At 41.9% G+C, this 25677-nt stretch carries 20 protein-coding genes; 4 read left to right on the forward strand and 16 right to left on the reverse strand.

Annotated features, from left to right (window positions below):
• Nucleotides 1-5 precede the first annotated feature (5 nt).
• Nucleotides 6-1085, forward strand: coding sequence for a M42 family metallopeptidase (locus tag ECA01S_RS11840; RefSeq protein WP_067395768.1), 1080 nt, complete (start codon nucleotides 6-8; stop codon nucleotides 1083-1085).
• A 107-nt stretch (nucleotides 1086-1192) separates the two neighbouring features.
• Here ECA01S_RS11840 and ECA01S_RS11845 read toward each other — a convergent pair whose 3' ends face one another.
• From ECA01S_RS11845 to ECA01S_RS11865, 5 genes are all read right to left on the reverse strand, one after another.
• Complete coding sequence (locus tag ECA01S_RS11845) at nucleotides 1193-2134, reverse strand: 3'-5' exoribonuclease YhaM family protein (RefSeq protein WP_067395771.1); 942 nt, start codon at nucleotides 2132-2134, stop codon at nucleotides 1193-1195.
• The gene (locus ECA01S_RS11850; RefSeq protein ID WP_067395774.1) at nucleotides 2131-4785 is read right to left on the reverse strand and encodes an AAA family ATPase; all 2655 of its coding nucleotides are present in this window, start codon (nucleotides 4783-4785) and stop codon (nucleotides 2131-2133) included. The genes ECA01S_RS11845 and ECA01S_RS11850 overlap by 4 nt, the downstream gene beginning before the upstream one ends.
• A complete protein-coding gene (locus ECA01S_RS11855; protein ID WP_067395780.1) occupies nucleotides 4782-5963 on the reverse strand; it encodes a metallophosphoesterase family protein in 1182 nt (393 codons plus the stop codon). Before ECA01S_RS11855 ends, ECA01S_RS11850 begins: the two co-directional genes overlap by 4 nt.
• 152 nt (nucleotides 5964-6115) lie before the next feature.
• Complete coding sequence (locus ECA01S_RS11860; RefSeq protein WP_067395786.1) at nucleotides 6116-6460, reverse strand: YlbF/YmcA family competence regulator; 345 nt, start codon at nucleotides 6458-6460, stop codon at nucleotides 6116-6118.
• A 63-nt stretch (nucleotides 6461-6523) separates the two neighbouring features.
• The gene (locus ECA01S_RS11865) at nucleotides 6524-8668 is read right to left on the reverse strand and encodes a PBP1A family penicillin-binding protein (protein ID WP_067395789.1); all 2145 of its coding nucleotides are present in this window, start codon (nucleotides 8666-8668) and stop codon (nucleotides 6524-6526) included.
• Nucleotides 8669-8793: 125 nt separating this feature from the next.
• Here ECA01S_RS11865 and ECA01S_RS11870 point away from each other — a divergent pair, with 125 nt between their 5' ends.
• On the forward strand, nucleotides 8794-9633 hold the full coding sequence (locus ECA01S_RS11870) for an RluA family pseudouridine synthase (RefSeq protein ID WP_067395791.1): 840 nt from the start codon (nucleotides 8794-8796) through the stop codon (nucleotides 9631-9633).
• A gap of 51 nt (nucleotides 9634-9684) precedes the next feature.
• Here ECA01S_RS11870 and ECA01S_RS11875 read toward each other — a convergent pair whose 3' ends face one another.
• Both ECA01S_RS11875 and argR read right to left on the reverse strand, forming a co-directional pair.
• On the reverse strand, nucleotides 9685-11178 hold the full coding sequence (locus ECA01S_RS11875; RefSeq protein ID WP_067395794.1) for a phosphohexomutase domain-containing protein: 1494 nt from the start codon (nucleotides 11176-11178) through the stop codon (nucleotides 9685-9687).
• Between the two features lie 49 nt (nucleotides 11179-11227).
• Nucleotides 11228-11677, reverse strand: coding sequence for an arginine repressor (gene argR / locus ECA01S_RS11880; RefSeq protein WP_067395798.1), 450 nt, complete (start codon nucleotides 11675-11677; stop codon nucleotides 11228-11230).
• A gap of 213 nt (nucleotides 11678-11890) precedes the next feature.
• On the opposite strand from argR, the gene argS reads away from it, so the two are divergent.
• Together argS and ECA01S_RS11890 are read left to right on the forward strand one after the other, a co-directional pair.
• The gene (gene argS, locus ECA01S_RS11885; protein WP_067395801.1) at nucleotides 11891-13582 is read left to right on the forward strand and encodes an arginine--tRNA ligase; all 1692 of its coding nucleotides are present in this window, start codon (nucleotides 11891-11893) and stop codon (nucleotides 13580-13582) included.
• 164 nt (nucleotides 13583-13746) lie between these two features.
• A complete protein-coding gene (locus tag ECA01S_RS11890; protein WP_067395803.1) occupies nucleotides 13747-15369 on the forward strand; it encodes an ABC-F family ATP-binding cassette domain-containing protein in 1623 nt (540 codons plus the stop codon).
• A gap of 75 nt (nucleotides 15370-15444) precedes the next feature.
• On the opposite strand, the gene ECA01S_RS11895 is transcribed toward ECA01S_RS11890, so the two are convergent.
• From ECA01S_RS11895 to gyrA, 9 genes are all read right to left on the reverse strand, one after another.
• Complete coding sequence (locus ECA01S_RS11895; RefSeq protein ID WP_067395805.1) at nucleotides 15445-16311, reverse strand: DegV family protein; 867 nt, start codon at nucleotides 16309-16311, stop codon at nucleotides 15445-15447.
• Between the two features lie 72 nt (nucleotides 16312-16383).
• Nucleotides 16384-17676, reverse strand: coding sequence for an adenylosuccinate synthase (locus ECA01S_RS11900; RefSeq protein WP_067395807.1), 1293 nt, complete (start codon nucleotides 17674-17676; stop codon nucleotides 16384-16386).
• A 173-nt stretch (nucleotides 17677-17849) separates the two neighbouring features.
• Nucleotides 17850-19214 (reverse strand): replicative DNA helicase, encoded by a 1365-nt coding sequence (gene dnaB / locus ECA01S_RS11905; protein WP_067395810.1) that lies wholly within the window; start codon nucleotides 19212-19214, stop codon nucleotides 17850-17852.
• Between the two features lie 132 nt (nucleotides 19215-19346).
• A complete protein-coding gene (gene rplI / locus ECA01S_RS11910; protein WP_067395813.1) occupies nucleotides 19347-19799 on the reverse strand; it encodes a 50S ribosomal protein L9 in 453 nt (150 codons plus the stop codon).
• A gap of 6 nt (nucleotides 19800-19805) precedes the next feature.
• Nucleotides 19806-21734, reverse strand: coding sequence for a DHH family phosphoesterase (locus ECA01S_RS11915; RefSeq protein WP_067395815.1), 1929 nt, complete (start codon nucleotides 21732-21734; stop codon nucleotides 19806-19808).
• Between the two features lie 136 nt (nucleotides 21735-21870).
• Nucleotides 21871-22107: a 30S ribosomal protein S18 gene (rpsR, locus tag ECA01S_RS11920; RefSeq protein ID WP_067395818.1), complete on the reverse strand. Its 237-nt coding sequence runs from the start codon at nucleotides 22105-22107 to the stop codon at nucleotides 21871-21873.
• Between the two features lie 25 nt (nucleotides 22108-22132).
• A complete protein-coding gene (ssb, locus tag ECA01S_RS11925) occupies nucleotides 22133-22651 on the reverse strand; it encodes a single-stranded DNA-binding protein (protein WP_067395821.1) in 519 nt (172 codons plus the stop codon).
• Between the two features lie 49 nt (nucleotides 22652-22700).
• Entirely contained in the window at nucleotides 22701-23003 is a 303-nt protein-coding gene (gene rpsF / locus ECA01S_RS11930; RefSeq protein ID WP_067395823.1) for a 30S ribosomal protein S6, read from the reverse strand.
• Between the two features lie 199 nt (nucleotides 23004-23202).
• On the reverse strand, nucleotides 23203-25668 hold the full coding sequence (gene gyrA / locus ECA01S_RS11935) for a DNA gyrase subunit A (RefSeq protein ID WP_067395826.1): 2466 nt from the start codon (nucleotides 25666-25668) through the stop codon (nucleotides 23203-23205).
• Nucleotides 25669-25677: the final 9 nt, after the last annotated feature.

The following is a 25677-nucleotide window of genomic DNA, read 5'->3' on the forward strand; positions in this document are numbered from 1 at the left end:
GTCGTATGACAATCAAAGAGATTGACCTTAATTTGTTAAAACAATTAAGTGAAGCAGATGGCATCGGCGGCTGTGAACGAGAAGTCTCACGAATCGTCAAACGCTATGGAGAACCTTTCATTGATGAAAGCTACTATGATAATTTAGGCTCCATTATTTTGCATAAAAAAGGTGCTGGTCCTAAAGTCATGCTTTCCTCGCACATGGACGAAGTCGGCTTTATGGTGCGGCAAATTACGCCAGAGGGCTATTTACGCTTGTTGCCGGTGGGCGGCTGGTGGGGACATGTCATGCCCGCTCAGGAAATGCGTGTTACAACGATGAGCGGTGAAAAATATATCGGTGTGGTAGGCAGTCGCGCTCCCCACGGAATGCCCCTAGAAGAAAAGAGCAAGGTTTTTGCACCAATGGATTTCTATTTAGATATGGGGGTCAAAGATGCTCAAACGATTCAAGAGATGGGGATTGCTATCGGCGACATGATCACACCGAATACCACTTTTCGACAAATGAACGATCCCGAGTACTTAATGGGTAAAGCTTGGGATGACCGAGTCTGTGTTGGTGTCGGTTTGGAAGTCCTACGTAACCTACAAGAACCCGTTGCTGATGTTTACTTTGCGGCAACTGTCCAAGAGGAGGTAGGCATTCGTGGCGCTCGAACTGCCGTTCATAGCATTAAGCCTGATGTTGCCATCGCGCTCGATGTGACGACTGCTCAAGATACCCCGTTTGACAGTGGCGGCTTACGGCTTGGAGATGGCTGTATTCTTTCAGTATTGGACTCCCTAACAATTGCTAACCGTGGACTGCTAGAGCATATGGAGCAGTTAATCAAAGAGCAAAAATTGAATGTACGCTATGATTTTATGACTGTTGGTGGGACTGATGCTTGTAATATCCATAAGGCAATGGAGGGTGTCGTAACTATGACCTTATCATTACCTACCCGTTATATGCACTCTTCTCGGCTATTGATTCATCAAGAGGACTACCGCCAAACGATTCAATTATTGACGACCTTTATTCAATCTTTGACTATGGCCGATATCCAATTATTTAAAGAGTCCTTGCGTCATGGCTAAAGGCTAGCTGAACAGGCAACACAGAACCAAAATAGTAGCGACCACCAAAGGTTAGACTAAGCTAACTTTTGGTGGTCGCTATTTTTAAGACTTGCGGCTCTATTTTTTTAAATATCCTTAGGAACGTAAAAACTACGATTATCTATGCCAAAAATCCGGTCGGTATAATTACCCGGCTCCGTCAAACGGATCGAGCCTAGCATCATTTGGATAGAAGCATCCATATTGTCGATTTGATGCAAAACTTCTGCCTCCATAATGCGCGGACGCACGGGTGAACCGTATTCTAATAGGCCATGATGCGAGAGAACCATGTGCCGCAAAATAACGACATCCTCTTCTTGATCGTCGATTTTTAAAGCTAGACAAGCTTTGGTGATTTCTTCATCTACCATTACCAAGTGTCCGATAAGGTTACCAGCTAAGGTATATTCCGTAGTCATCGCACCGGAAAGTTCCGTTACTTTTCCTAGATCATGCAAGATGATGCCCGCATACAGTAGTGACGCATTGAGTTCATTGTATTCCCGACAAATAGCTTTTCCCAAACGCAACATCGACACGGTGTGATAAGCCAAGCCGCCAGCAAACGCATGGTGATTCTTTTTCGCCGCGGGAAACTCAAAAAACTCTTTTTGGTATTTGTTCATTAAGTAGCGTACAATCCGGTTCCAATGGGCGTTTGTGATTTCAAAAATGGTTTGGTTGATCTCCTCCGTCATCTCTTCCCGTTTTAATGGCGCCCGTTCCATATAAAGCGTTGGATCACTAGGTTCCTCTGGGCGGGCCAAGCGCATATGCAAGATCTTCACTTGTGGATTGCCTTGATAAACTTCCCGCTTACCATTTAAAAGCACCACACGTCCAGCAGTATATCGCTGAATCTCTTCTTCCGAGGCATCCCAATACTTACCATCGATCATGCCAGACGTATCTTGAAAAGTAAAAGCAATAAATTTCTTACCGTTTTTGGCCAAACGCACATCGGCATTTTTGATTAAGACAAACAATTCAAAGGTATCATCCACCGCTAGTTCTCGTAATTTCAATTTTCTTTTCCTCCTATTGCCAGAACTTTTAAACCTGCCTGTTGGTAATAGCTTACCATTTCTTGATCAGAAGAAAAACAGATCACTTGTTGTTTTTGCGCTAATTCTTGCATCAGTGCTACAAAACGGCCTTTTCGTTCATGATCATAGTGGAGCCAACCATCATCAATAATTACCGGACAGGTAGCTTGATGATGTAGCGCGATAAACGCTAATCGTAATGCCAAGATAAACTGATCTCTGGTACCCGTGGAAAGGTCTAACAGACTAAAGCGCCGTTGACCATCTGTCACCCAGAACTGATCTTCTTCTAAGAAAACTTGTTGATAACGATCGGTTAAATACCGAAAATAGGTGCTGGCCTGTGCTAAAAGCTTCGGCAATTGAGCCTCTGATAGGGTATCCAGCGCACGCAGTAAAATCTCCGCTGCCAACAGTGCACTCTGCCAAATTTCCGCCAGTTCTTGAATCTCCGTTTCTAGCTCGGCTTGCTGTTGATACAACTCTGCCAAAGTCCCATCCTGCAGCAGAACTTTTTCATGATATAACAGCTTCTGTTCTTCACGTCGTAGCCCTTGCAAGCTTGCTTGTAGCTGCCGCAACTGTTCATCCAAAGCCGCAGCGTTTGCAGCTAATTGCGCCTCGCTCAAGGGTTCATGAAAGAGCTCTTGCAGCTGTTCCGAGAGCTGTTCTTTTCGAGCTGTCGCCCCTCTTCGATTTCGCTCAGCCTGTAATCTTTCTGGAATCAAGGTTGGAAAAGCAATACCTGCAGTTGCTAGTTGCGGCTTCAGCGTTTCTGCTAATTCTTTCAAGTTTCGTTTAGTACCTTTGATTTGCTGAGTCAGTTGGTAATGGGCATGATGTTCCTGCGCAAACCGAATTTTTTCCATTTCGTCATGAAAATCCTGTACTTCTTCAAAAATGACGGCCACAGATTTATCTTGCAGTGGTAGCCAGTCAGTTAAAAATTGACTAGCAATCAACACTTCTGTTTCAGCCTGATGATAGGCCTTTAACTGTGCAAAAATTTGTTCTCTTTCAGCGATAATTTTGTGGAAATACGTCACCTCTGTCCCCGTCAACCACGACGCCAATGGGTACGTACCTAAATGTTTTTCTGTTCGCAAATCGGTTAAAGCTTGTTGTTGCTCAGCCAATTGGTTGACTAAGTCTTGCTGGGTTAAGCTCACCTGTTGCTGTTCTGCTTGCAAGCTATCCAACCGCGTTAATAGCGTTTGCCAGGTTTCTTTATGATCTTGTCCTGTCTTTTTAAATGCGAGCAGTCCCGCTATTACCAGACCTACCAGCATCAAAAAGCGCCATGGATTTGGTAAAAGGACCATACCGACTAATGATCCGACAGCAAGTAGGCCTGGTAATAACCAAGAGCGTTGCTGTTGCCCACCTAAAAGTTCAGGATGGCGATTTTCTAAGTTTTCTAGCTCGGCCTCTACTTGTTGCTGCTGTTCTGCTAGTAAATACGCTTTTGATTGCGTTTGTTGTTGTGCTTGTAATAGTTCCGTTTCCTGTTCTTGCAATTGCTCAATGAAGGCTAATTCCTCTGGGGTAAACGGCACAGGCTCTACTTGCCACTGCCAACGTGCCCGTAGCTCCGCCTCAGTTGCACCCAACTCTTGGTAGCGATTTTGCAACCAACCATTTTCTGCCTGCTTCTTCTCAAAAGAAAGCCGCTGGGCTAAAAAGGCTTTAATCGCTTCTTCCTGCTCTAGATAAAAATAATAGCGTGCCGAATGCTGATCTAAACCAGACTGTTTCTCTAAGCTTGCTTCAGCCTCTGCCAGCTGTTTCGTCAAATAATCATACTCTTGATAACCATTTGTCAAATTTTCAACTAAGGTGTCACTTAAAGGCGCCTCGTATTCTTGTTGCTGCAGTTCTTGCCATTCCATCAATAAGGGAAAATTCAATTGCTGTTGCTTATTAAGCGTCAACTTTTGCTGAACCTGTGCTTCCTCAGTCAACATCTGATCCAATTCTGCTTTCACTCGTTCTAACGCTGCCAGCAACGCTTGATACTCATGGATTCCCTTTTCCTTTTCCTGGATCTTTGTACGTAGCTGTTGCCACTCTTTCAGCTTCTGATTCAGCGGTGGCTGACTGCCTTTTCTTTTATAGAACTGCTGGGCCTCATTCAAATAACCATCGCGTACTTGCAACAAATCCTGACTACCAGAAATGCCTAGCGCATAAAGCGCTCGTTCTAGGTCACCTGCTTGTAATCGTTGTAAATCCCATAATTGTTCCTGTTGAAACGTAAAAACCTGTTGAAACAGCTCACGAGTCAAAGGCGCTAAAATACGCTGCAGTAGTTTTTCATCTCCGGTTTGTTCCCCCACCGTAACCGTTGCTCGACCACGATCCTTTTCTTTGAAACGTTCGATGCGTACCAGCCCATAAGGTTCTTTTTGAAACGTTAGACTACCGCCAAAAGCTGCACCATCATATGGTTGATAATTACGCTTGCGCTTGCCGCGGTTAGGAAAACCAAACAGCATCGTTTCAATAAAAGCATAAATCGTAGACTTGCCTGCCTCATTCAAGCCATATATTAGTTGGGCATCTGTCGAAAAATCCAGCTTATATTGCTGCCACTTCCCAAAACCGGTGATTTCTATTGATAGGATCTTCATGGTTTCTCCTCCAACTCAAAGTCTGCTTTTAATCGTGTCAAAGCAGCGAGTAATGGTTCATTCTGAAAATCCAAGCCACGAGCATCTGGATTGGTAAATAAATCAGCAAAAAGTTCAGGCGTCTGTATGTTTTGACCCAACTGTTCTAAATCAGCCTCGGTTAATGGCAAGATCTTTTTCCCTTTTAACGGTTGGCTGCTGAGTCCGGCTAGCCATAGCTGCTGTAAACTCAAAGCTGAAAGCTTACCTTGTAAATACTCTAATAATTCCCCAGTTGCTAATACGCGCTGAAACTCGGGAGTCTCAGGCCAGTCCGTGATTTTTGCAAAGACTAGATGAATGGTTTCCGGTGCTTGCCGCCAGATTTTAGCTAGTTCCTGTTGTAAAAAAGACTGCGCTAGTGTGAGTCGATTTTGCTTTTCTAGCGATAAACTCTGTTGCTGAAAACACACCGGTGCTACTTCATAGCGTGTCATTTGCTTACTTACCAAATCATAGATTAAGACTCCGGTCTCTTGCTCCTTTTTGGTATGTCCTTGTGGCGTGCCAGGATACGCAATCAGCGGCTCTTGGCTTAGAATTTGCGGCTGATGAATATGCCCTAAAGCCCAATAATCATAATTTTTCGCTTTCAATTCAGCCAATGTAAACGGCGCATAGCGCGCTTCCTGATGCGCCAGCTCACCATGATACAACCCAATATGATAATCAACGGCTGCCCGCGGCGGAAATTCCAACGCCTTATGTTCTTCAATCCATGAACGCTGATAACTGAACCCAGAAAGTGCGACTGTTTTACCCGTACGTGTGGTGATTACCTGTGTCGTGACAGTTTCACTAGTAAAGACCTGTGTATTTTTAGGGAAAGCAAACCAGTAGCGGTCTTCCTGATAGTAGTCATGATTGCCAAATATAATAGCTACTGGGATCTCAACGGCAGCTAAACGTTCCAGCTGTGCGACCCAAGCTGCTTGCGTTTTTAACGCGATATAATTTTGATGAAAGACGTCACCAGCAAAAAGGACTAGTTCCACTTCTTCTGTGATCGCCAAGTCTACGATTCGTTTTAACATGATCAAATTGCTCTCTTGGAGCTTTTTCCGCAAGGCATCTGGCAGTCCTGTCAGCCCTTCAAAGGGGCGATCCAGATGCAGATCGGCTGTGTGTAAAATCTTCATAGCTGTCTTCTCCTTCGTCTCTTCATCATACCATTTTTCATAGAAAGATTCAGCTTGAAAACGAAAGTTTGTTCGGTATATTTCCGAAAAAAGAAGAGAGAGGGACACAACTTTTTAAGTTATGTCCCTCTCTCTTCATATGTCCTAATCTCCTATTTGTCGTTGTAAAGATCGCGGATCGGCGTCATGATGATGCGGTTTAAGTCATTGATAACTAAGCTGAAAGCTTGTTCTTTTTCCATCATTTTGTTGATTAATTCTGTTCCTTGAACTTTTGTCGCTAATTCTTGCGCTTTAGTGGCATCTTCTTCTGTAAAATCTTCGCCGCGCATTTGTTTTTCTTGTAATTGTTGTTGGAATCCTTGAAATTCTTTAAATAGAGTAAAAGCTGATTCATCTGCTTTTACTTCACCATAGGCTTCTTCCAAGGCTTTGAATTCTGGCAATTCACGAATCTCGCGTTCTAATTCATTCGCGCTATCATAAACATTACTCACTACTAATCCCTCTTCTCTTCTAAGATACTTTTATTCTAACATGCAGACTAGCTAAATCCTAGCTTACTCTTGAAATCTCTGCCAAAGTCCTCGTAGAGCATCTGTTGCCTTGTCCCAGCCTTTCTTAACGACTTCACCGACACTATCTAAACCTTCCTTAGCTTTTTCGCCAACATCATTCAGATTGTCTTGCCAATTGCTACTGTCATCACTGCTTTCGCCGGTTTCGGTCACTTGGCCGCCAGTTGCATAGATATCTTCTACGGTAAATTGACTTTGTGCCGTATAAGGTAATATTCGACTAGCTTGGTCGTTGAACACCGCAGATGCTGCTTCGGCACTGGTTCCTTCCAAGTAGTGGTCCTTGCTGCTGACTTCAAAACCTAGCCAAGTAGCAATCACTACATCCGGCGTATAGCCGACGACCCATTGATCATTTGTACGACTAGCATCATAATTGGTTTCTGTTGTTCCGGTTTTTCCGGCCATCACATAGCCATAAGGTTCGGCATTAACCCCAGTCCCACTACTGAATACGCCTCGCAGCATACTGGTCATGGTATCTGCTGTCTTTTTAGAAGTCACTTGACTTTCTTTTGGCGTAACATCTAGCACTACTGCACCGGTTGAGTCTACGATTTTGCGAATCAAATGTGCTTCTACTTGCTTGCCTTCATTTGCAAATACACTATAAGCATTCGCCATCTGTAAAGGTGAAACACCTTTGCTCAAGCCACCTAAGGCTAGACCGTAATAGTGATCATCTTTGGTCAGTGGGATGCCAAATTTTTCCGTCTTATCATAGCCCTTATCAATCCCCATTTCATGTAACAACCAGACAGCCGGTAGATTAAGACTCTGCGCAATTGCATCATACATAGTCACCTCACCACTGTATGTCCGACTATAGTTTTGGGCGGGATAATAATCCTGCGGCTCATCCTTCAAGATACTATCTGGTTTATATCCTGCTTCTAAAGCTGGTGTATAAACCGAAATTGGTTTCAATGAAGAACCTGGAGCGCGACGGGTTTGCGTGGCAAAGTTAAAACCGCGGAACACATGCTCACCACGTCCGCCCACAATACCGCGAACCCCACCTGTTTTGGGATCTAGCGCGGCTGAACCTGATTGAACCATCGCACCATCTACTGCATTTGGTGGGAACAACGCATCATTTGCATAGGTTGTCTCCATGCCCTGTTGATAATTCTGATCCAATTCTGTATAAATTTTGTACCCTTTGTTTAACAAATCTTCTTCTTTAAAACCATATTTATTAACTGCTTCATTAATAACCTCATCGAAATAAGATGGGTATTGGTAACCCGCGTCGGGTCCTGCATAGTCATCTGCCAACAGACTGCCAAGGTCGACCGTCGCTTCTTGATCCGCCTGTTCTTTCGACAACTTCTTATTGTCCACCATTAAACTTAGAACTGTATCCCGACGATTAGTGGCATTTTCTAAATAATCAATTGGGTTATAGATACCCGGACCTTTCAGCATACCTACTAATGTCGCAGCTTCGCCGATACTGACATCAGCTGCACTAACACCGAAGTATTTATGCGCAGCATCCTCGACTCCCCAAACCCCATTTCCAAAATAGGAGTTATTTAGGTACATCGTCAAGATATCTTCCTTACTGTACTTTTTTTCGATCTCAATAGCCAAAAACAATTCACGGGCTTTTCGGTCGAACGTCTGCTTTTGTGTTAAATAGGCATTTTTAGCCAATTGCTGGGTAATCGTACTCCCCCCACCGGTAATTCCGCCAGAAAGTACTCGGCCCACTAAAGCCCGGGCAATCCCTTTCAAATCATAACCATGATGAGAATAAAAGTTACGGTCCTCTGTCGAAATCACAGCATCTTGAATGTATGGTGAGATTTGATCCAATTCGACATAGGTTCCTTTTTGACCGTATAAGCTGCCGGCATTTTCATCGTCCTTATCGTAAATAACGGTTGACTGACTGAGTCCAGATTTCAAGGTTGCAACATTCGCAGTTTTCGCTAAATAAAACAAATAGATGCTTGTTACTAACACACATAGCAAACCTACTAGCAACAAAATTTTATTGATCTGGTATTTTTTCCAGACTCGTTTGCGCCATTGATGAAAGGTCATTAAATGCGGCTTTAGCCAATGCCAAAATTTCAGCCAATAGGTTTTGACCGCCGACCAGATTTTTTTAATATCCATATAAACTCCTCTATGTAAGCAATTTTAAACTGTTTTCTATTTTACCATGAAGTTATCGCTATTCTATGCTAAAATTCTTAAGAAAAGTTTCAATTTCCACGAAATTTAAGGAGGATCCTCACAAAATGGAATTGACTATCACGCTCCCGGCAGACTTCGCACCAATGCCTCTGACCGAAGTATTGGAAAAGGAATGGTTGATTCCCCGCAAAGTTCGTCATTTTTTACGTACTCGGCGGCAAGTCCAAGTCAATCAAGTGAATGCTCCCTTTCATCAACTGATTCAGCCTGGTGATGTGGTCCACTTGGTTTTTGAAGAAAGTGATTACCCTGTACCCACGATTTTACCCGGGGATGCAGCAAAAGTTGCCGTTTTGTATGAAGATGAGCAGTTGATTGTGGTAAACAAGCCAGCAGGAATGAAAACTCATCCTAATCAACCTAATGAACAGGATACGCTATTAAATCACTTAGCCGCTTATCTTGCCCCAGCCTATCCCTATGTTGTCCATCGTTTAGATAAAGAAACAAGTGGCGTGATTCTTTTTGCCAAAAATCCTGTCGTCCTGCCTATCTTAGGCAGATTATTAGCCGACAAAGCAATTTATCGACGTTACCAAGCAATCGTGCAGGGTACTATACAAACTATCACCATTACCAAAAAAATTGGCCGTGACCGACACGATAGACGCAAACGCATTATTGATGAGCACAACGGTAAGGCGGCTGTTACTCATATCACCGTCGTCCATCACTTACCGGGGAAAACGGCCGTTTATTGTCAACTAGAGACGGGGCGAACGCATCAAATCCGAGTCCATCTAGCGGCGATGGGACATCCCATTATCGGCGATCCCCTCTACGGTCAAGCTGGAAAACGCCTAATGTTGCATGCGGAGCAGCTAACCTTTAGCCTACCCTTTACACAAGAAAAAATATCTGTCACCGCACCTGGTTTCTGGTAAAAATAATGCCCACAGCAACGGGATCCGCCATTGCTGTGGGCATTTTCATTTTCAATTACGTAGTACTGTCTGCAATTTACCAAGGTCTAGAGCCGAATACTTTGTAAAGAATTCTTGCAGTTTTTGGAAGACTTGAAGATTCATGCCTGTTTGGTCATTTTCCACCTGTAAAACCAGTAGTGGTTCATGCAAGCTCAATCTTAACAAGTACCAGCCAGTACCAAAGGGCTCAGTGACATTAACGCGAATTCCCTCTTCATTTTCGGGATCCACCGCAAAGCCTGGAGTTTGTTCCACAAAGTCGGCCATCTCAGCAATCACTTGTTGCCCATAAGCTTGGACATCAGCAGCGGTTATTAAGAAGCGTACTTCTTGCGTTTCCGCTGGCTGCGCCAAATCAGCGATGAGATCTTGCAAATCACGATTTTCTTGACGCAATTTTGGTAGTAACATCAAAATTTTGGCAATCACATACGCACCATCATCTAAGAAATAGTTTTCCTTAAAGGCCGCATGCCCACTAGTCTCAATGGCTAACGGCGTAACAGTTCCTGCTTTATTGGCTTCAATAGCTCGGTTAATAACATTCCGGTAGCCAGAGATATAGCGAATTTGATGTCCGCCTTTAGCTTCTATGAACGTTTTTAAATGACTAGAAGTGGGAGAATTGGTTACGATACTACTCCCTGGTTGTTCAGCTAGAACAATGGTCGCTAAAACAGCAATCAAGTTGTTACGATTCAGGACGTGTCCGGCCTGATCCACCACAGCGGAGCGATCCACATCAGTATCAAAGATAACACCCAAATCTGCCTTATGTCTGAGGACTGCTTGCTGGATACTTGCCATCGCTTCTTTATTATCTGGATTTGGAATGTGGTTAGGGAACATGCCGTCGGGTTCTAGAAATTGACTGCCTGTCGTATCTGCACCTAGTGGCACAAGGACCTTATCTGCAAAGAATCCGCCCGCGCCGTTACCCGCATCGACAATGATATGAAATCCTGTTAAAGGCTTTTGTCCTTGTCCAATCCCTTGGCGAATTTTTTCCACCAGATCAGCGGCATATGGCGTTAGTAGGTCTCGCTGAACAAGCGTCCCCTTACTTTCGCTGTTAGTTTCTGTATGGGCTAAAATATAGGCAATGTCTTCCTTTTCTGCGCCACCTTCTGCGGTAAACAGTTTCAAGCCATTGAAGTAATAAGGCAAGTGACTGGCGGTGATCATAATACTGGCATCAGCCGCAAAGTCGGGAAACTGAGTGGCCATAAACATGGCGGGGGTCGTTGCTAGGCCAACGTCGATTACTTGAACGCCTTGTTTTAAAAAGGTTGTGATCAGTGCCTGCTTTAGTTCCGGACCGGTTACCCGACTATCATGTCCAATCGCGATTTTCTTACCTTTTCCTTTCGAGTTCAGCCAGTTTACCAAGCCATTGGCGATTTCTTTCACTGCTGTTGTCGTCAGATTTGCTTGGTGTTCCTCTGTATCAAGCGCAATTCCACGAATATCTGAGCCATTTTGTAATGTTTTTAAGTCCAACAATTGGTACCCCTTTCATTTTAGTTTTATGAAAAAGACAGTTGCCTGTCTTCTATAACATATCGGTAATCCGCTCTTCAAAAATCTGTGCTGCACCTTCTGAAGTAGCAATACAGACGATCGTATCAACACCAGCAATGGTCCCTGCAATCTCCTCATACTGGATGTCGTCCAATAAAGCCGCCACAACATCCGCATTCCCCATTGTCGTATGGATTACGACAATAAATTGGACGCGAATAACTTTAGTGACTGTATCTTTGACTGTTTCATGTAATTTCTGTTCGCTGGATTGCGTCGTTTTTGTAAACAATGCATATTGGATTTTCCCATCAATACCGTGGGTCTTAACAATTCCCATTTCACGAATATCCCGCGAAATGGTCGCTTGTGTCGCTTTAACACCTGCAGCTTCCAGGCCAGCCAACAACTCTTCTTGTGTTTCAATTGGCTGCTGGGTAATCAGCTGCTTGATCAATGCTTGACGGCTTGCTTTTTTCATTGAATCGCCCCTCTCACAGCAATTATAGCAGAAAAAAATGTAAAAACATCCTTTTTTAGGTACTTTTTACTTAATCAGGTCTTCTCAGTGAATCTTTGTACCAACAGTAGTCATTATGGCTTTTTTTTGTTATAATGTGAATGATTTTGACACTGTTAAGAACGTCTTTCTTAGGAGAGACGGTTCTTTTTTATTTGAAAATGGAGGGTTATTATGAATGAGAGAGAGATTGTTGCTAAAGCACTCCACACTGCTTTAGATGAACAACTATCCATTGAAGCGATTTTACAATTGCTAGAACAACCAAAAAGTGCACAACATGGTGACGTCGCATTCCCTACGTTTACCTTAGCCAAAACTTTACGGAAAGCACCGCAAATGATTGCGGCTGAATTAATTGAGAAATTACCGCAGGGTGATTTTGAAAAAGTAGAAGCCGTTGGTCCTTATCTGAACTTCTTCCTTGATAAAGGGAAAGTCAGTCAAAACGTCCTAAAAGACATCTTGGCAGATGGCAGCCATTATGGTGACAGCCAATTAGGAACTGGACAAACGATTCCTATCGATATGTCTTCTCCTAATATTGCTAAGCCAATCTCAATGGGACACTTGCGTTCAACTGTTATCGGAAACGCCTTAGCCAATATCATGACTAAAATCGGCTACCAAGCGGTGAAGATCAATCACTTAGGTGACTGGGGCACTCAGTTTGGGAAACTAATCGTTGCCTACAAACGCTGGGGCTCAGAAGCGGAAGTCCAAGCAGCACCGATCCAAGAATTACTCCGCCTTTATGTAGAATTTCATGAAGTAGCCGAAAAAGAACCTGAATTAAATGACGAAGCTCGGGCCTGGTTCAAACGCTTGGAAGAAGGCGATGAAGAAGCCTTGGCGCTTTGGCGTTGGTTCCGCGAAGAATCCCTGAAGGAATTTCAAAAGATCTATGACATGTTAGGCATCACCTTTGATTCTTACAATGGCGAAGCCTTCTACAATGATAAAATGGCTGGCGTGGTAAACCTTTTAGAAGAAAAACATCTACTACAAGAAAACCAAGGTGCTGAAATCGTAGACTTATCAGCTTACGATCTTAACCCTGCTTTGATTCGTAAGTCTGATGGCGCAACCCTCTATATGACACGTGACCTAGCAGCTGCCATCTACCGCAAAGAAACTTATCAATTTGCTAAATCTCTTTATGTGGTAGGAAATGAACAAAGCATCCACTTCAAACAATTAAAAGCTGTCTTGAAAGAAATGGGCTTTGACTGGGCAGATGATCTCTACCATGTACCATTTGGTCTAATTACTCAAGGCGGTAAAAAACTGTCTACCCGTAAAGGTAAGATTGTCCTGCTGGAGGAAGTCTTAAATGATGCCATTGCGCAAGCGAAAGAACAGATCCAAGCTAAAAATCCAACCCTAGCTAATCAAGATACTGTGGCGAAGCAAGTCGGTGTGGGCGCCGTTGTATTCCACGACTTGAAAAATGATCGTTTAAATAATTTCGATTTCAATTTGGAAGAAGTCGTGCGCTTCGAAGGCGAAACAGGTCCATACGTGCAATACACCCACGCGCGCTCCCAAAGCATCTTGCGTAAAGCCGTTTGGCAAGCTGATCCTCAAGCTAGCTATCAACTAAATGATCCAGAAAGTTGGGAAGTTGTTAAACTACTACAGGCATATCCTGATGTCGTTCAACGAGCAGCTGATAAATTTGAGCCTTCAGTCATCGCTAAGCATGCGATCCATTTGGCACAAGCCTTCAATAAGTACTATGCCAACGTGAAAATTTTGGTAGAAGATGAACAACGGGACAGCCGTCTGGCGCTAGTTGCCGCTGTAGCAACTTTACTCAAAGAAGATTTGCGTTTACTAGGAATCGAAGCACCAAACGAAATGTAAACGAAACGCAGAGGATATCTGTTTAGATATGCCTCTGCGCTTTTCTATATCCATTAGAAAAAATTCTCCTTTTTATGGAAGGTTTCATGAAAACCTTGAAATAGCTTACTTAGTTCGCTATAATGCCTAGAGATTTACAATAATAAATAAAGTGAGGAAAATCATTGATTACTGTAACGGATGTAAGTTTGCATTTTTCAGATCGCAAACTTTTTGATGATGTTAATATTAAATTTACACCAGGTAACTGCTACGGCTTGATTGGTGCAAATGGCGCCGGCAAATCGACTTTCTTGAAAGTCCTATCAGGAGAGCAAGCACCTTCTACCGGGTCTGTCAGTTTAGGACCTAACGAACGAATGGCTGTCTTAAAACAAAATCACTTTGATTTTGAAGAATATAGTGTTTTGGAAACAGTTATTATGGGACATAAACGTCTCTATGAAGTAATGAAAGAAAAAGATGCTATCTACATGAAGGAAGATTTTTCGGATGAAGATGGTATTCGGGCCGCTGAATTAGAAGGTGAATTCGCCGAGTTAGATGGTTGGGAAGCTGAACCAGAGGCTGCTGTCTTACTGCAAGGCTTAAACATTCCCGAAGAATTCCATCATCAATTAATGAGTGAATTAACGGCCGGTCAAAAAGTAAAAGTTTTATTAGCGCAAGCCTTATTTGGCAAGCCTGACGTTCTTTTACTAGACGAACCAACGAACGGACTAGATATCCAATCGATTAACTGGTTAGAAGAATTCCTGATTAACTTTGAAAATACGGTCATTGTCGTTTCCCATGACCGTCACTTCCTAAACAAAGTCTGCACACACATGGCTGATTTAGATTTCGGTAAGATCAAGCTATATGTCGGCAACTATGATTTTTGGTTAGAGTCTAGTCAGCTAGCAACAAAATTGCAATCACAACAAAATGCTAAAAAAGAAGAACAAATCAAAGAATTGCAAGAGTTTATTGCGCGTTTCAGCGCCAATGCGTCTAAATCAAAACAAGCCACTTCGCGGAAAAAAATGTTGGATAAAATCACGTTGGATGATATTCAGCCTTCTTCACGTCGCTATCCTTTTGTTGGCTTCAAACCAGAACGAGAAATCGGTAATGATTTATTGCAAGTTGAAAACGTCAGTGTCACCATTGATGGCAAAAAAATCTTAGATAATATTTCGTTTACTTTGAATAAAGATGATAAAGTGGCTTTTATTGCGAATAACGATATCACGACCACGACCTTATTCAAAGTCATTATGGGCGAACTGACCCCTGATACTGGAACCGTACGCTGGGGTGTTACTACTAGCCAAGCGTATCTGCCAAAAGATACTTCCCGAGAATTTGACAATACTTTAACAATTCTTGACTGGTTGCGCCAATATGCTAGTAAAGAAGAAGATGACAACACCTTCTTGCGCAGTTTCTTAGGTCGGATGCTCTTTTCTGGTGATGAAGTGTTGAAGCCGGTCAACGTCTTATCCGGGGGCGAAAAAGTTCGCTGTATGCTTTCTAAACTAATGCTTTCTAAGTCAAACGTACTTGTTTTAGATGATCCAACTAATCACCTGGATCTAGAATCCATTACCGCATTGAATGATGGGTTAATGGCATTCACTGGTTCGCTATTGTTTGCTTCTCATGACCACCAATTTATCCAAACACTAGCTAATCGGATCATCGTAGTTTCTGATAAAGGTGTCGTAGACCGGGCGGAAACGACTTATGATGAGTTTTTAGAAAACCCTAACTTGCAAACACAAGTAGCTTCATTATTAGCTTAAAAAAAAACGGAATCAAGTCAGACTTGGTTCCGTTTTTTTATTAATTGAAATCTCAACTATCAGCTATTGAAATTTTTAACGTTTTGAGCCCATTGAAAAAATCGCGATACAGCCATAACCCGTATGACTCGCAATGGTCGGCCCTAATGGATAAAGTTCGATATCTTTTACTTGAATTGCTTGCGCCAGTTTTTCTTTGACCGTTTGTCCAGCTGCTAGATCACCTGCGTACGCAACAATCAACGTTTGCTGGATAGGCTCTTCAATGTGTGCAACGGTATCATCGACGATCTGTTGCAATGCTTTTTTACGCCCACGAACTTTGCCTACGGGTTTCAATTTTCCCTCACTATCAACTGTGATGATTGGCTTGATATTAATCAAACTGCCTACTGCCGCAGCAGTCTTTGAGATGCGGCCACCACGCTCCAAGTGTTTCAAATCATCGACCGTGACCCACGCCTGAACCTTCATTTTATTATCTGCCAACCAAAGCAAACACTCTTCTAAAGAATGCCCAGCTGCTTTTAGTTCGACCATCTTACGAACTAGCAGACCTTCGCCAAAACTAGCCATTTTCGTATCAATGGCGTATACCAGCACTTCTTCGTACTCTTCCTTTAATAGTTCTACTGCTTGAAGGGCACTGCTGTAAGAGCCACTAAGGCCTGATGAGAAGGCGATATATAGTAGCGGCTGTTTCGCCTCAACGTAAGGTCTAAACGTCTCCAGATACGTTCCTACGTTGATTTGAGAGGTGGTTGGCATCGCACCGTCTTTCACCTGCTGCATAAAATGATTCAAATCAAATGTTTCACCTAAGTCATCGACATACTCGGTCCCCTCGAGGGTAATCGTCATGCTGACAAATGCGACATTATGTTCTTTTAAATAAGTATAAGGTAAGTCACAACAAGAATCTGTCATTATTTGGAATGTCATTTTTATTCCTCCTCTGGGGCTATCATACCACGATAAAAAAAACTAGGCAAAAAACTGCCTAGTTTCAATAGTTTATGCTTGTGCCCAAACGCTTTCTAGTACATTGGTCTGGTTACGATCTGGTCCTACAGAGAACGTAGAGATACGAACCCCTACTAACTCAGAAATGCGGTGGACATAATTACGAGCATTATCTGGTAAGTCTGCCAATGTCTTACATGCTGTAATGTCTTCAGACCAACCTGGTAGTTCTTCATAAATTGGTTTGCAACGGTTCAACTCCTTCAAACTAGCTGGATAATGATAAATCCGTTCGCCATCTAGTTCATAAGCCGTACAAATTTTGACAGTCTCTAAACCACTTAAAACATCGATTGAGTTCAACGAAAGGTTGGTAATTCCAGAAACACGTTTTGAGTGTCGCATTACCACTGTATCAAACCAGCCTACTCGACGAGGACGTCCCGTAGTTGTACCATATTCCCGACCTACTTCACGGATTTGTTCACCCACTTCATCAAAAAGTTCAGTTGGGAACGGTCCATCACCAACACGGGATGTGTAAGCTTTGCAGACACCAACGACTTTGTTGATCTTAGATGGACCAACTCCGCTACCAATCGTCACACCACCGGCAACTGGATTAGAAGAGGTAACGAATGGATAAGTACCTTGATCGATATCTAGCATAACTCCTTGAGCGCCTTCAAACAAAACTCGTTTACCAGCATCTAGAGCATCATTTAAAATCACAGAAGTATCTGTGACATATTGTTTGATTTGTTGACCATATTCATAGTATTCTTCAAAAATATCATCAAAAGACATGGCTTCTGAATCGAACATTTTAACAAATTGACGATTTTTATCTTCTAAATTCAAACGTAGACGTTCTTCAAAAATCTCTTTATCTAATAGATCTGCTACCCGAATCCCGACGCGTGCTGCTTTATCCATATAAGCAGGCCCGATTCCTTTGATTGTTGTACCAATTTTATTTTCGCCTTTAGCGTCTTCTTGCAATTGGTCTAATTTAATATGATAAGGCAAAATGACGTGTGCCCGATCTGAGATTCGCAGATTATCAGTGGTTACGCCGTTTTCTTTCAAATAGGCTAATTCTTTCACTAAAGACTTAGGGTTAACTACCACACCATTACCGATAACGCTGATTTTTTCCTTATAAAAAATACCAGACGGAATCAAATGCAATTTGTAGGTCACACCATCAAATTTAATAGTATGCCCAGCGTTGTCACCACCTTGATAGCGCGCAATGACCTCCGCATTTTCACTTAAAAAGTCAGTGATTTTTCCTTTACCTTCGTCGCCCCATTGCGTTCCTACAACTACTACAGATGACATACGAACACCTCGTTCTATAATATTTTGTCCTGAATCATTGTATCAGTTTCTCAAACAGGTTTCAATCAAAATTCGAATATTATCATTTATATTTTGAAAAAACAGGTTAAAACACGAACTTTATTTTAGTTTTATATGAAAACAAAAGAAAAAAGCTAAGATCACTCTTAGCTTTAAAATTCTTCTCGATGGGAAACCGAAGAAAATTTATTGTATTCTTTTGTGAAAAGTAGTTCCACTGTTCCTCTGGCACCACTCCGGTTCTTTTCAATAATAACTTCTACGATGTTCTCAGGTCCTTGAGCTTCCTCTTCGCCTTCACCATCACCTCGTTCATAATAATCATCTCGGTAAAGAAAGGCTACGATGTCCGCATCTTGCTCGATAGAACCAGATTCACGAATATCACTTAGAACTGGTCGCTTGTCTTGGCGCTGTTCTACACCCCGCGAAAGCTGTGACAAAGCAATAACCGGTACTTTTAATTCTTTAGCCAACTTTTTCAGTTGACGTGAGATTTCAGAAACTTCTTGTTGCCGGTTTTCACGACCCGTTCCTTCAATCAACTGCAGATAATCAATTAAAATCAAGCCTAAATTACCCTTTTCTTGGGCCAATTTACGGCATTTTGCTCGGATTTCAGTAATTTTAATCCCTGGCGTATCATCAATATAAATGCTAGCACGTGACAAACTGCCCATGGCAATAATTAAGTTCTGCCATTCTTCTTCAGATAGCTGCCCGGTCCTTAAATGTCCCGCATCAATCGAACCTTCCGCACAAAGCATCCGGTTAACTAGCGACTCAGCCCCCATTTCCAAACTAAAAATAGCAACTGATCGATCCGTTTTTGTGCCAACATTTTGGGCAATATTCAAAGCAAACGCCGTTTTACCAACCGCTGGCCGGGCGGCTAAGATAATCAGCTCCTCTGGTTGTAGCCCAGCCGTCATCTTATCTAAAGCTTGGTAACCTGTTGGCAAACCCGTAATTTCTTCACTTTGCTGATACAACTCATCAATATGCGCAATTGCTTGATTCAAAACGTCACCGATAGCAAGAAAACCACTACGATTCCGCTTTTCTGATACTTCTAAGATACTTCGCTCAGCGTCATCTAAAATTGCTTCAACGTCCTCTGACTGCTCAAATCCTTTTGAAACAATATCTGTAGCAGTTTGAATCAAATTACGCAGCAATGATTTTTGTTCCACGATTTTAGCATAATGGACGATATTAGCAGCCGTTGGTACTGTCACCGCCAAATCAGATAGATAGGCTAAGCCACCAACGTCCTCTAATTGATTCTCTTGCTCTAAACGATCTTTGACGGTAATAATATCGATGGCTTCATTACGGTCGTTTAACAGCATCATCGTTTGAAAAATCAACTGATGGCTTCGACGGTAAAAATCTTTAGGTTCTATGTATTCAAGGGCATCTACAATCGCTTCGGCATCCAGAAAAATAGAGCCTAAAACAGCTTGTTCCGCCTCAATACTTTGCGGCGGCATACGATCTTGCCATACTTCATTCATGTGTTTCGCTCCTCTTTTCCTTTCTGCATTGCCTACCTATTTTACAAGAAAGCAGCTTAAAGTACAACTGCCCAGCTGGATGTATAAAAAGCATCAAAGCGGTGGTCGCTTTGATGCTTTCAAAAAAACTGCTTATTCTGCTACCACATGAACATTGATATCGGCGGTAACGTCATGATGTAGTTTAACGGGCACACGTGTATAGCCTAAAGAACGAATTGGTTGTTCTAATGCTAGCTTACGTTTATCAAGTTTTACTTTATGCTGTTTTTGCAAAGCATCCGTAATTTGTTTAGAAGGAATAGAACCAAATAAGCGGCCATCTTCACCAGCTTTGGCTTTGATTTCAACGACTGTTGTTTCCTTTTCTAGAAACGCTTTCATAGTCTCAGCTTCAGCGAGCTGCTCAGCTTCTAATTTTTCTTGTGCCTTTTTCTGTCCTTCTAGTTCACTGATACTTCCTTTATTCGCTTCTTTAGCTAAACCATTTTTGATCAAAAAGTTTTGCGCATAACCGCTCGCTACCTCTTTTACTTCGCCTTTTTTACCTTTGCCTTTAACATCCTTTAAGAAAATAACTTTCATTTAGGGTCACTCCTTTTGGTAAATTTCATTGATTTTTTGGTGGATCAACTGCAGTAGCTGTTCCTTGACCTCAGGTACGGTACTTTTCAATTGAACCGCTGCGTTAGTAAAGTGCCCACCGCCACCTAACTCTTCCATAATCACTTGGACATTTATAGTCCCGGAACTTCTGGCGGATATTCCGATTAAGCCATCACTTCTTTTAGTAATGACAAAAGCTGCATTAATTCCAACCATACTAAGTAGGGTATCCGCTGTTTTAGCCGCCATAACACTATCATAAGTATCGGCTTCGTCAGCCGCCGCAATCACGATATCTTCCGTTACATATTCAGCCTTAGCTATTAAACGATTCATTTCCAAGTAACTAGTAAGATCCGAACTTAATAAATATTGTACAAGAGATGGATCAGCTCCACAAGTCCGAAGATAACTTGCTGTATCAAAGGTTCGAGCCGTTGTGCGGACTGCAAAATTTTTCGTGTCTACCTCCATACCCGCTAGCAGTAATGTTGCTTCAATTTTTTGTAAGCGCATCTTTCTCGTACTTTGATACTCAATCAATTCGGTTACTAATTCAGATGCCGAGGACGCACCTGATTCGATATACGTTAAAATTGGTTGGGTTGGAAATTCTTCTCCTCTTCGATGATGATCAATCACCACAATTTTATCAAATTGCTCGTATAGTTCCGGCGAGATTGATAAAGAAGGTTTATGGTAGTCTACCATCAGCAAGACACTACGGTCCGTTTTGAGCTGTGCAGCATCTTTGGGATCAATTACCTGGTCTGCTAACTCTGGATATTTTTGAATTTCTTGCAAGCATCGTTCAACATCTGGTATCACTTGGGTATTATCTAAAATAATATAAGCTTTTTTTTGATTAAAACGGGCTAAACAGGCTGCCCCAAAAGCTGAACCAATTGCATCCATATCAGGAAAACGATGTCCCATAATAAAAACTTGATCTGATTGTAAAATAATGTTTTTCAACGCTGTACTCATAGCACGTGAACGTACTCGAGTGCGTTTGGTGGTGCTAGCAGACTTACCGCCATAATAAAAAGGCTTAGCATTTGTAGCAGATTCTCTTAAAACTACTTGATCACCACCACGGACCAGTGCCGTATCCAAGTTAGCTTGCGCGTCATCTCCGATAGTTTCTAACGAGGTGTTGCCATATGCAATCCCAATACTTAATGTTAAGGGAATCTCTTGTGAGGTGGCCGACTCATTTCTCACCGTATCTAATACTTTGAATTTATCCTTCATCATTGCTTCGATATCTTGATATGTAGCAACAAAGAAATAGCGTTCTGCATTCAACCGCTTATAATAGATATGATAATTTTCCAACCAGTCAGATAAGATCGTCGTTATATAACTATTGAGGTAAGATACTTCCTTATCATCCATTCCATCAGTAACTTCATCGAAATTATCGACTGAAACAATCCCAATGGCTGACTTACGGGCACTTTGTGCTTTTTCTAATGCAATTTCTTTACTTATATCAATCAAAAAACTAGTTGTTTCGTAGGTTTCAACTTGGAAAACTTTATCCTGCCATTCAATTGTATACTCTTTTTCCTTTTTTAAATGTTTCTCAAGCTCATTGATTGGCAACATTTCTGTCACCACTTGATTGTGCCAAATGATCTTTTGGTTTTCGTAAACCACAATACCGATAGGATAGTGTTCACTAGCAAATTGTACGTTTTGTTGGGCTATCGCTGTCGCTTTTTGAATTTTTTCCTCATTCTTTATTTTGGTGATTTGAACCTGCCGTAGAATAAAGCGAAGGTTCACTAGAAAAACTAAAAAAAGCACTAAAACTATTGCCCATATTTGCTTAACCAACAACACCATTACACTAGCAATGAGAAACAGACATAAGCTGAACACCAAACTTTTTTTCAAAGACTGTCTCATATATATTACTCCTCTGCCCCCATTCAATAACTAATTTTAGCACAAAAAGGGGCGCCGGGCGAATGGTTAGAAAATGTTTCACGTGAAACATTTTCTATAAAAAAAGACCTTCCAATTTATGGAAGGTCGACATAAATTATTCTTCTGAAACAAATGGTAGCAAGCCCATAATACGAGCACGCTTGATTGCAACAGTCAATTTACGTTGGTTTTTAGCGCCAGTTCCAGTTACACGACGAGGTAAAATTTTACCACGTTCTGAAATGAAACGTTTTAGTAATTCAATATCTTTATAATCGATATGTTCGATATGATTTGCAGCAATATAGTCTACTTTACGGCGTTTACGTCCGCCTCTTCTTTGTTGTGCCATTCCTTTTCCCTCCTATCAATCTTGATTAGAATGGTAAATCATCGTCTGAAATGTCAATTGATGAGCCCGCTCCCCCAAAAGGATCAACGTCTCGATCAAAATTAGGCATATCATTTTTCGGAGTGGACGATGGATTAAATGAAGATGAACTATTGTTAGTGGAACCACCAAAGTTGTTGTTACCACCGGCAAAGCCATCTGTTTGTTGTCGTTGCTCAGATGCTGAACGTGATTCAAGTAATTGGAAGTTCTCTGCGATCACCTCAGTTACATAAACCCGTTGCCCTTGTTGATTTTCATAATTTCGAGTCTGGATTCTGCCGGTAACACCTAACAAAGTACCCTTACGAGCATAATTTGCTAATGTTTCAGCAGGTTTCCGCCACATAACACAGTTAATAAAGTCAGCTTCGCGATTACCGCTTTGATTCGTGAAATTACGATTGACAGCTAGTGTAAAAGTCGCAACCGCTGCTCCACTGGCAGTATAGCGTAAATCCGGATCCTTCGTTAATCGACCAACCAATACAACATTATTAATCAATTCGTCGTTCTCCTTTCGCTAAAATGTTTCACGTGAAACATTTTGTTCCTTACTCTTCTTCTTTAACAATCATATGACGGATGATATCGTCATTGATTTTTGCTAAACGATCGAATTCGTTGATAGCAGAAGCTGATGTAGGAGCAGAAACTTTAACGATATGATAGATACCTTCACGGAAACCGTTCATTTCATACGCGAAACGGCGTTTTTCCCAATCTTTAGATTCGATGACTTCAGCGCCATTATCTTTTAAGATTGTATCAAAGCGTTCAACTAAAGCAGTTTTTGCTTCTTCATCAATGTTCGGACGAATAATGTACATGATTTCGTACTTCGTTGCTTGACTCATTGATTTTCACCTCCCTATGGACTTTGGCTCTCTCTGCGAGAGCAAGGAGAGTTATCTAAAAAATAGACTACTCACAATCAATCATTATACACTAAATCCTTAGCATAATCAATGCTTATCCGCATCTGTTGTTACTTATAGATACGTTTTTTTCACTATAATTAAAAAAATGCTGTGGATTTTCACCCACAGCATTACTTTATTCCTCTGTTGTTGCAATTTCTTCCGTTTCTGTTTCCGCTTCCGGTTCAACGACTGCCATCGTGACAACCTTTGCTTCATCTTCCATTCGCATTAAGCGAACCCCTAGCGTTGCTCGTCCTGTTTGGGATACTGAGTCAACATTGAACCGGATAATAACACCTTTATCCGTAATGACCATGATATCCTCATCGCCATTAACAGTAGTTAAACCAGCTAATGGGCCATTTTTGGCCGTAATATTAGCTGTCTTGATTCCTTTACCGCCACGGCCTTTGATTGGATACTCACTTGAAGCAGTTCGTTTTCCATAACCATTTTCAGTAATGACCAGAACCTCGTTGGTTTCAGTTAGAATATCGGCACCTACTACATAATCGTTTTCTCGCAAGCGAATACCGCGAACGCCGGTTGCTGTTCGTCCCATATCACGAACACTTTCTTCAGCAAAAGCAACAGAATAACCAGCGTGTGTCCCGATGATGATATGATTGTCGCCTTCTGTCATCAAAACATTGACCAATTCATCATCTTCTTTGAGGTTAATAGCAATCAAACCATTGCTACGAATATTGGAAAAGGCCGTCACAGCAGTACGTTTTACAACACCATATTTAGTTGTAAAGAACAAATAATGGCCTTCTTCTGCTTGACCAGTCACGGCTATAATCGTCTGGATACTTTCGCTTGAATCAATTCCTAATAAGTTAATAACTGGAATCCCTTTAGCGGTGCGCCCATATTCTGGGATTTCATATCCCTTCGCCCGATAAACTTTCCCATTATTAGTAAAGAACAACAAGGTATCATGGGTCGAACAAGAAATCAGCGTTTTAACAAAATCATCATCATGAATGCCCATACCTTGGACGCCACGGCCACCACGACGCTGAGCTCGAAATTCAGAATTCGCCAACCGTTTGATATAACCATTATTGGTCAAGGTGATCACGACTTCTTCTTCCTCGATTAAATCTTCATCTTCTAGGCTAAGCACTTCGCCCACCAAGAGCTCTGTCCGACGAGCATCCCCATAGCGGCGTTCAATGTCACCCAACTCAGTTTTAATGATTTCATCGATTCGTTGAGGATTTGCCAAGATATCATTTAAATCTGCGATTAGTGTCAATAATTCTTGATACTCATTCTCGATTTTTTCTCGTTCCAAACCAGTTAAACGACGCAAACGCATATCTAGGATCGCTTGCGCTTGACGATCTGAAAATTCAAAGCGTTCAATCAAAGCTGATTTAGCTTGATCATCCGATTTTGATCCTCTGATAATCGCAATGATTTCATCAATATGATCCAGTGCAATACGCAAACCTTCTAAAATGTGCGCCCGAGCTTCTGCCTTTTTCTTATCAAACTCGGTCCGGCGACGAATAACCACTTGTTGATGTTCAATATAGTTGACCAAAATCTCTTTAAGACTCAACACTTTAGGAACACCTTTAACGATTGCTAACATATTAAAACCAAAGGATGATTGTAAGGCCGTCAATTTATACAAATTATTCAGTACAACTGACGCACTAACATCGCGACGAACATCAATTACAATTCGCATACCCGCACGAGAAGATTCATCCCGTAAGTCAGTAATTCCTTCGATACGTTTATCTCGATGTAATTCAGAGATCCGTTCAATCAATTTAGCTTTATTGACCATATAAGGTAGTTCCGTGACTAAAATTCGTTCTTTTCCATTAGGTAACTCGGTTAATTCTACCTTTGCACGAACAGTAATTGAACCCTTGCCAGTTTCATAAGCACGTCTGATACCTGATTTTCCCATCACTAGACCACCTGTTGGAAAGTCTGGTCCCGGAATCACTTCCATCAGATCGTTCGTTGTTACCTCAGGATTTTCCATCACTAAATTCACCGCTTGAACGACCTCGGTCAAATTATGCGGTGGAATATTAGTTGCCATCCCTACCGCGATCCCTGTTGTCCCATTTACTAGGAGGTTAGGGAAGCGTGCTGGTAACACTTGCGGTTCTTTTTCAGATTCATCATAGTTAGAAATATAATCAACAGTATCCTTATTGATATCACGCAACATTTCCATGGCGATTTTACTCATCCGCGCTTCAGTATAACGCATCGCCGCTGCCCCATCACCATCGACAGAGCCAAAGTTTCCGTGGCCATCAACTAACATATAGCGATAACTAAATGGTTGCGCCATTCGTACCATTGATTCATAAATCGCACTATCACCGTGGGGATGGTATTTCCCCATTACGTCACCAACGATCCGTGCTGATTTTTTATGAGGCTTGTCGGGCGTAACGCCTAATTCATTCATTCCATATAAAATACGGCGGTGAACCGGCTTTAAGCCATCACGAACGTCTGGCAGTGCACGAGCCACAATAACACTCATGGCGTAATCAATAAACGATTCTCGCATTTCGCTGGTTAGATTTACATCCTTAATATTTTCTTTTTCACTCATAAAGCTGAG

The sequence above is a fragment of the Enterococcus canis NBRC 100695 genome (genome assembly GCF_001544375.1).
Classification (GTDB): Bacteria; Bacillota; Bacilli; order Lactobacillales; family Enterococcaceae; genus Enterococcus_H; species Enterococcus_H canis.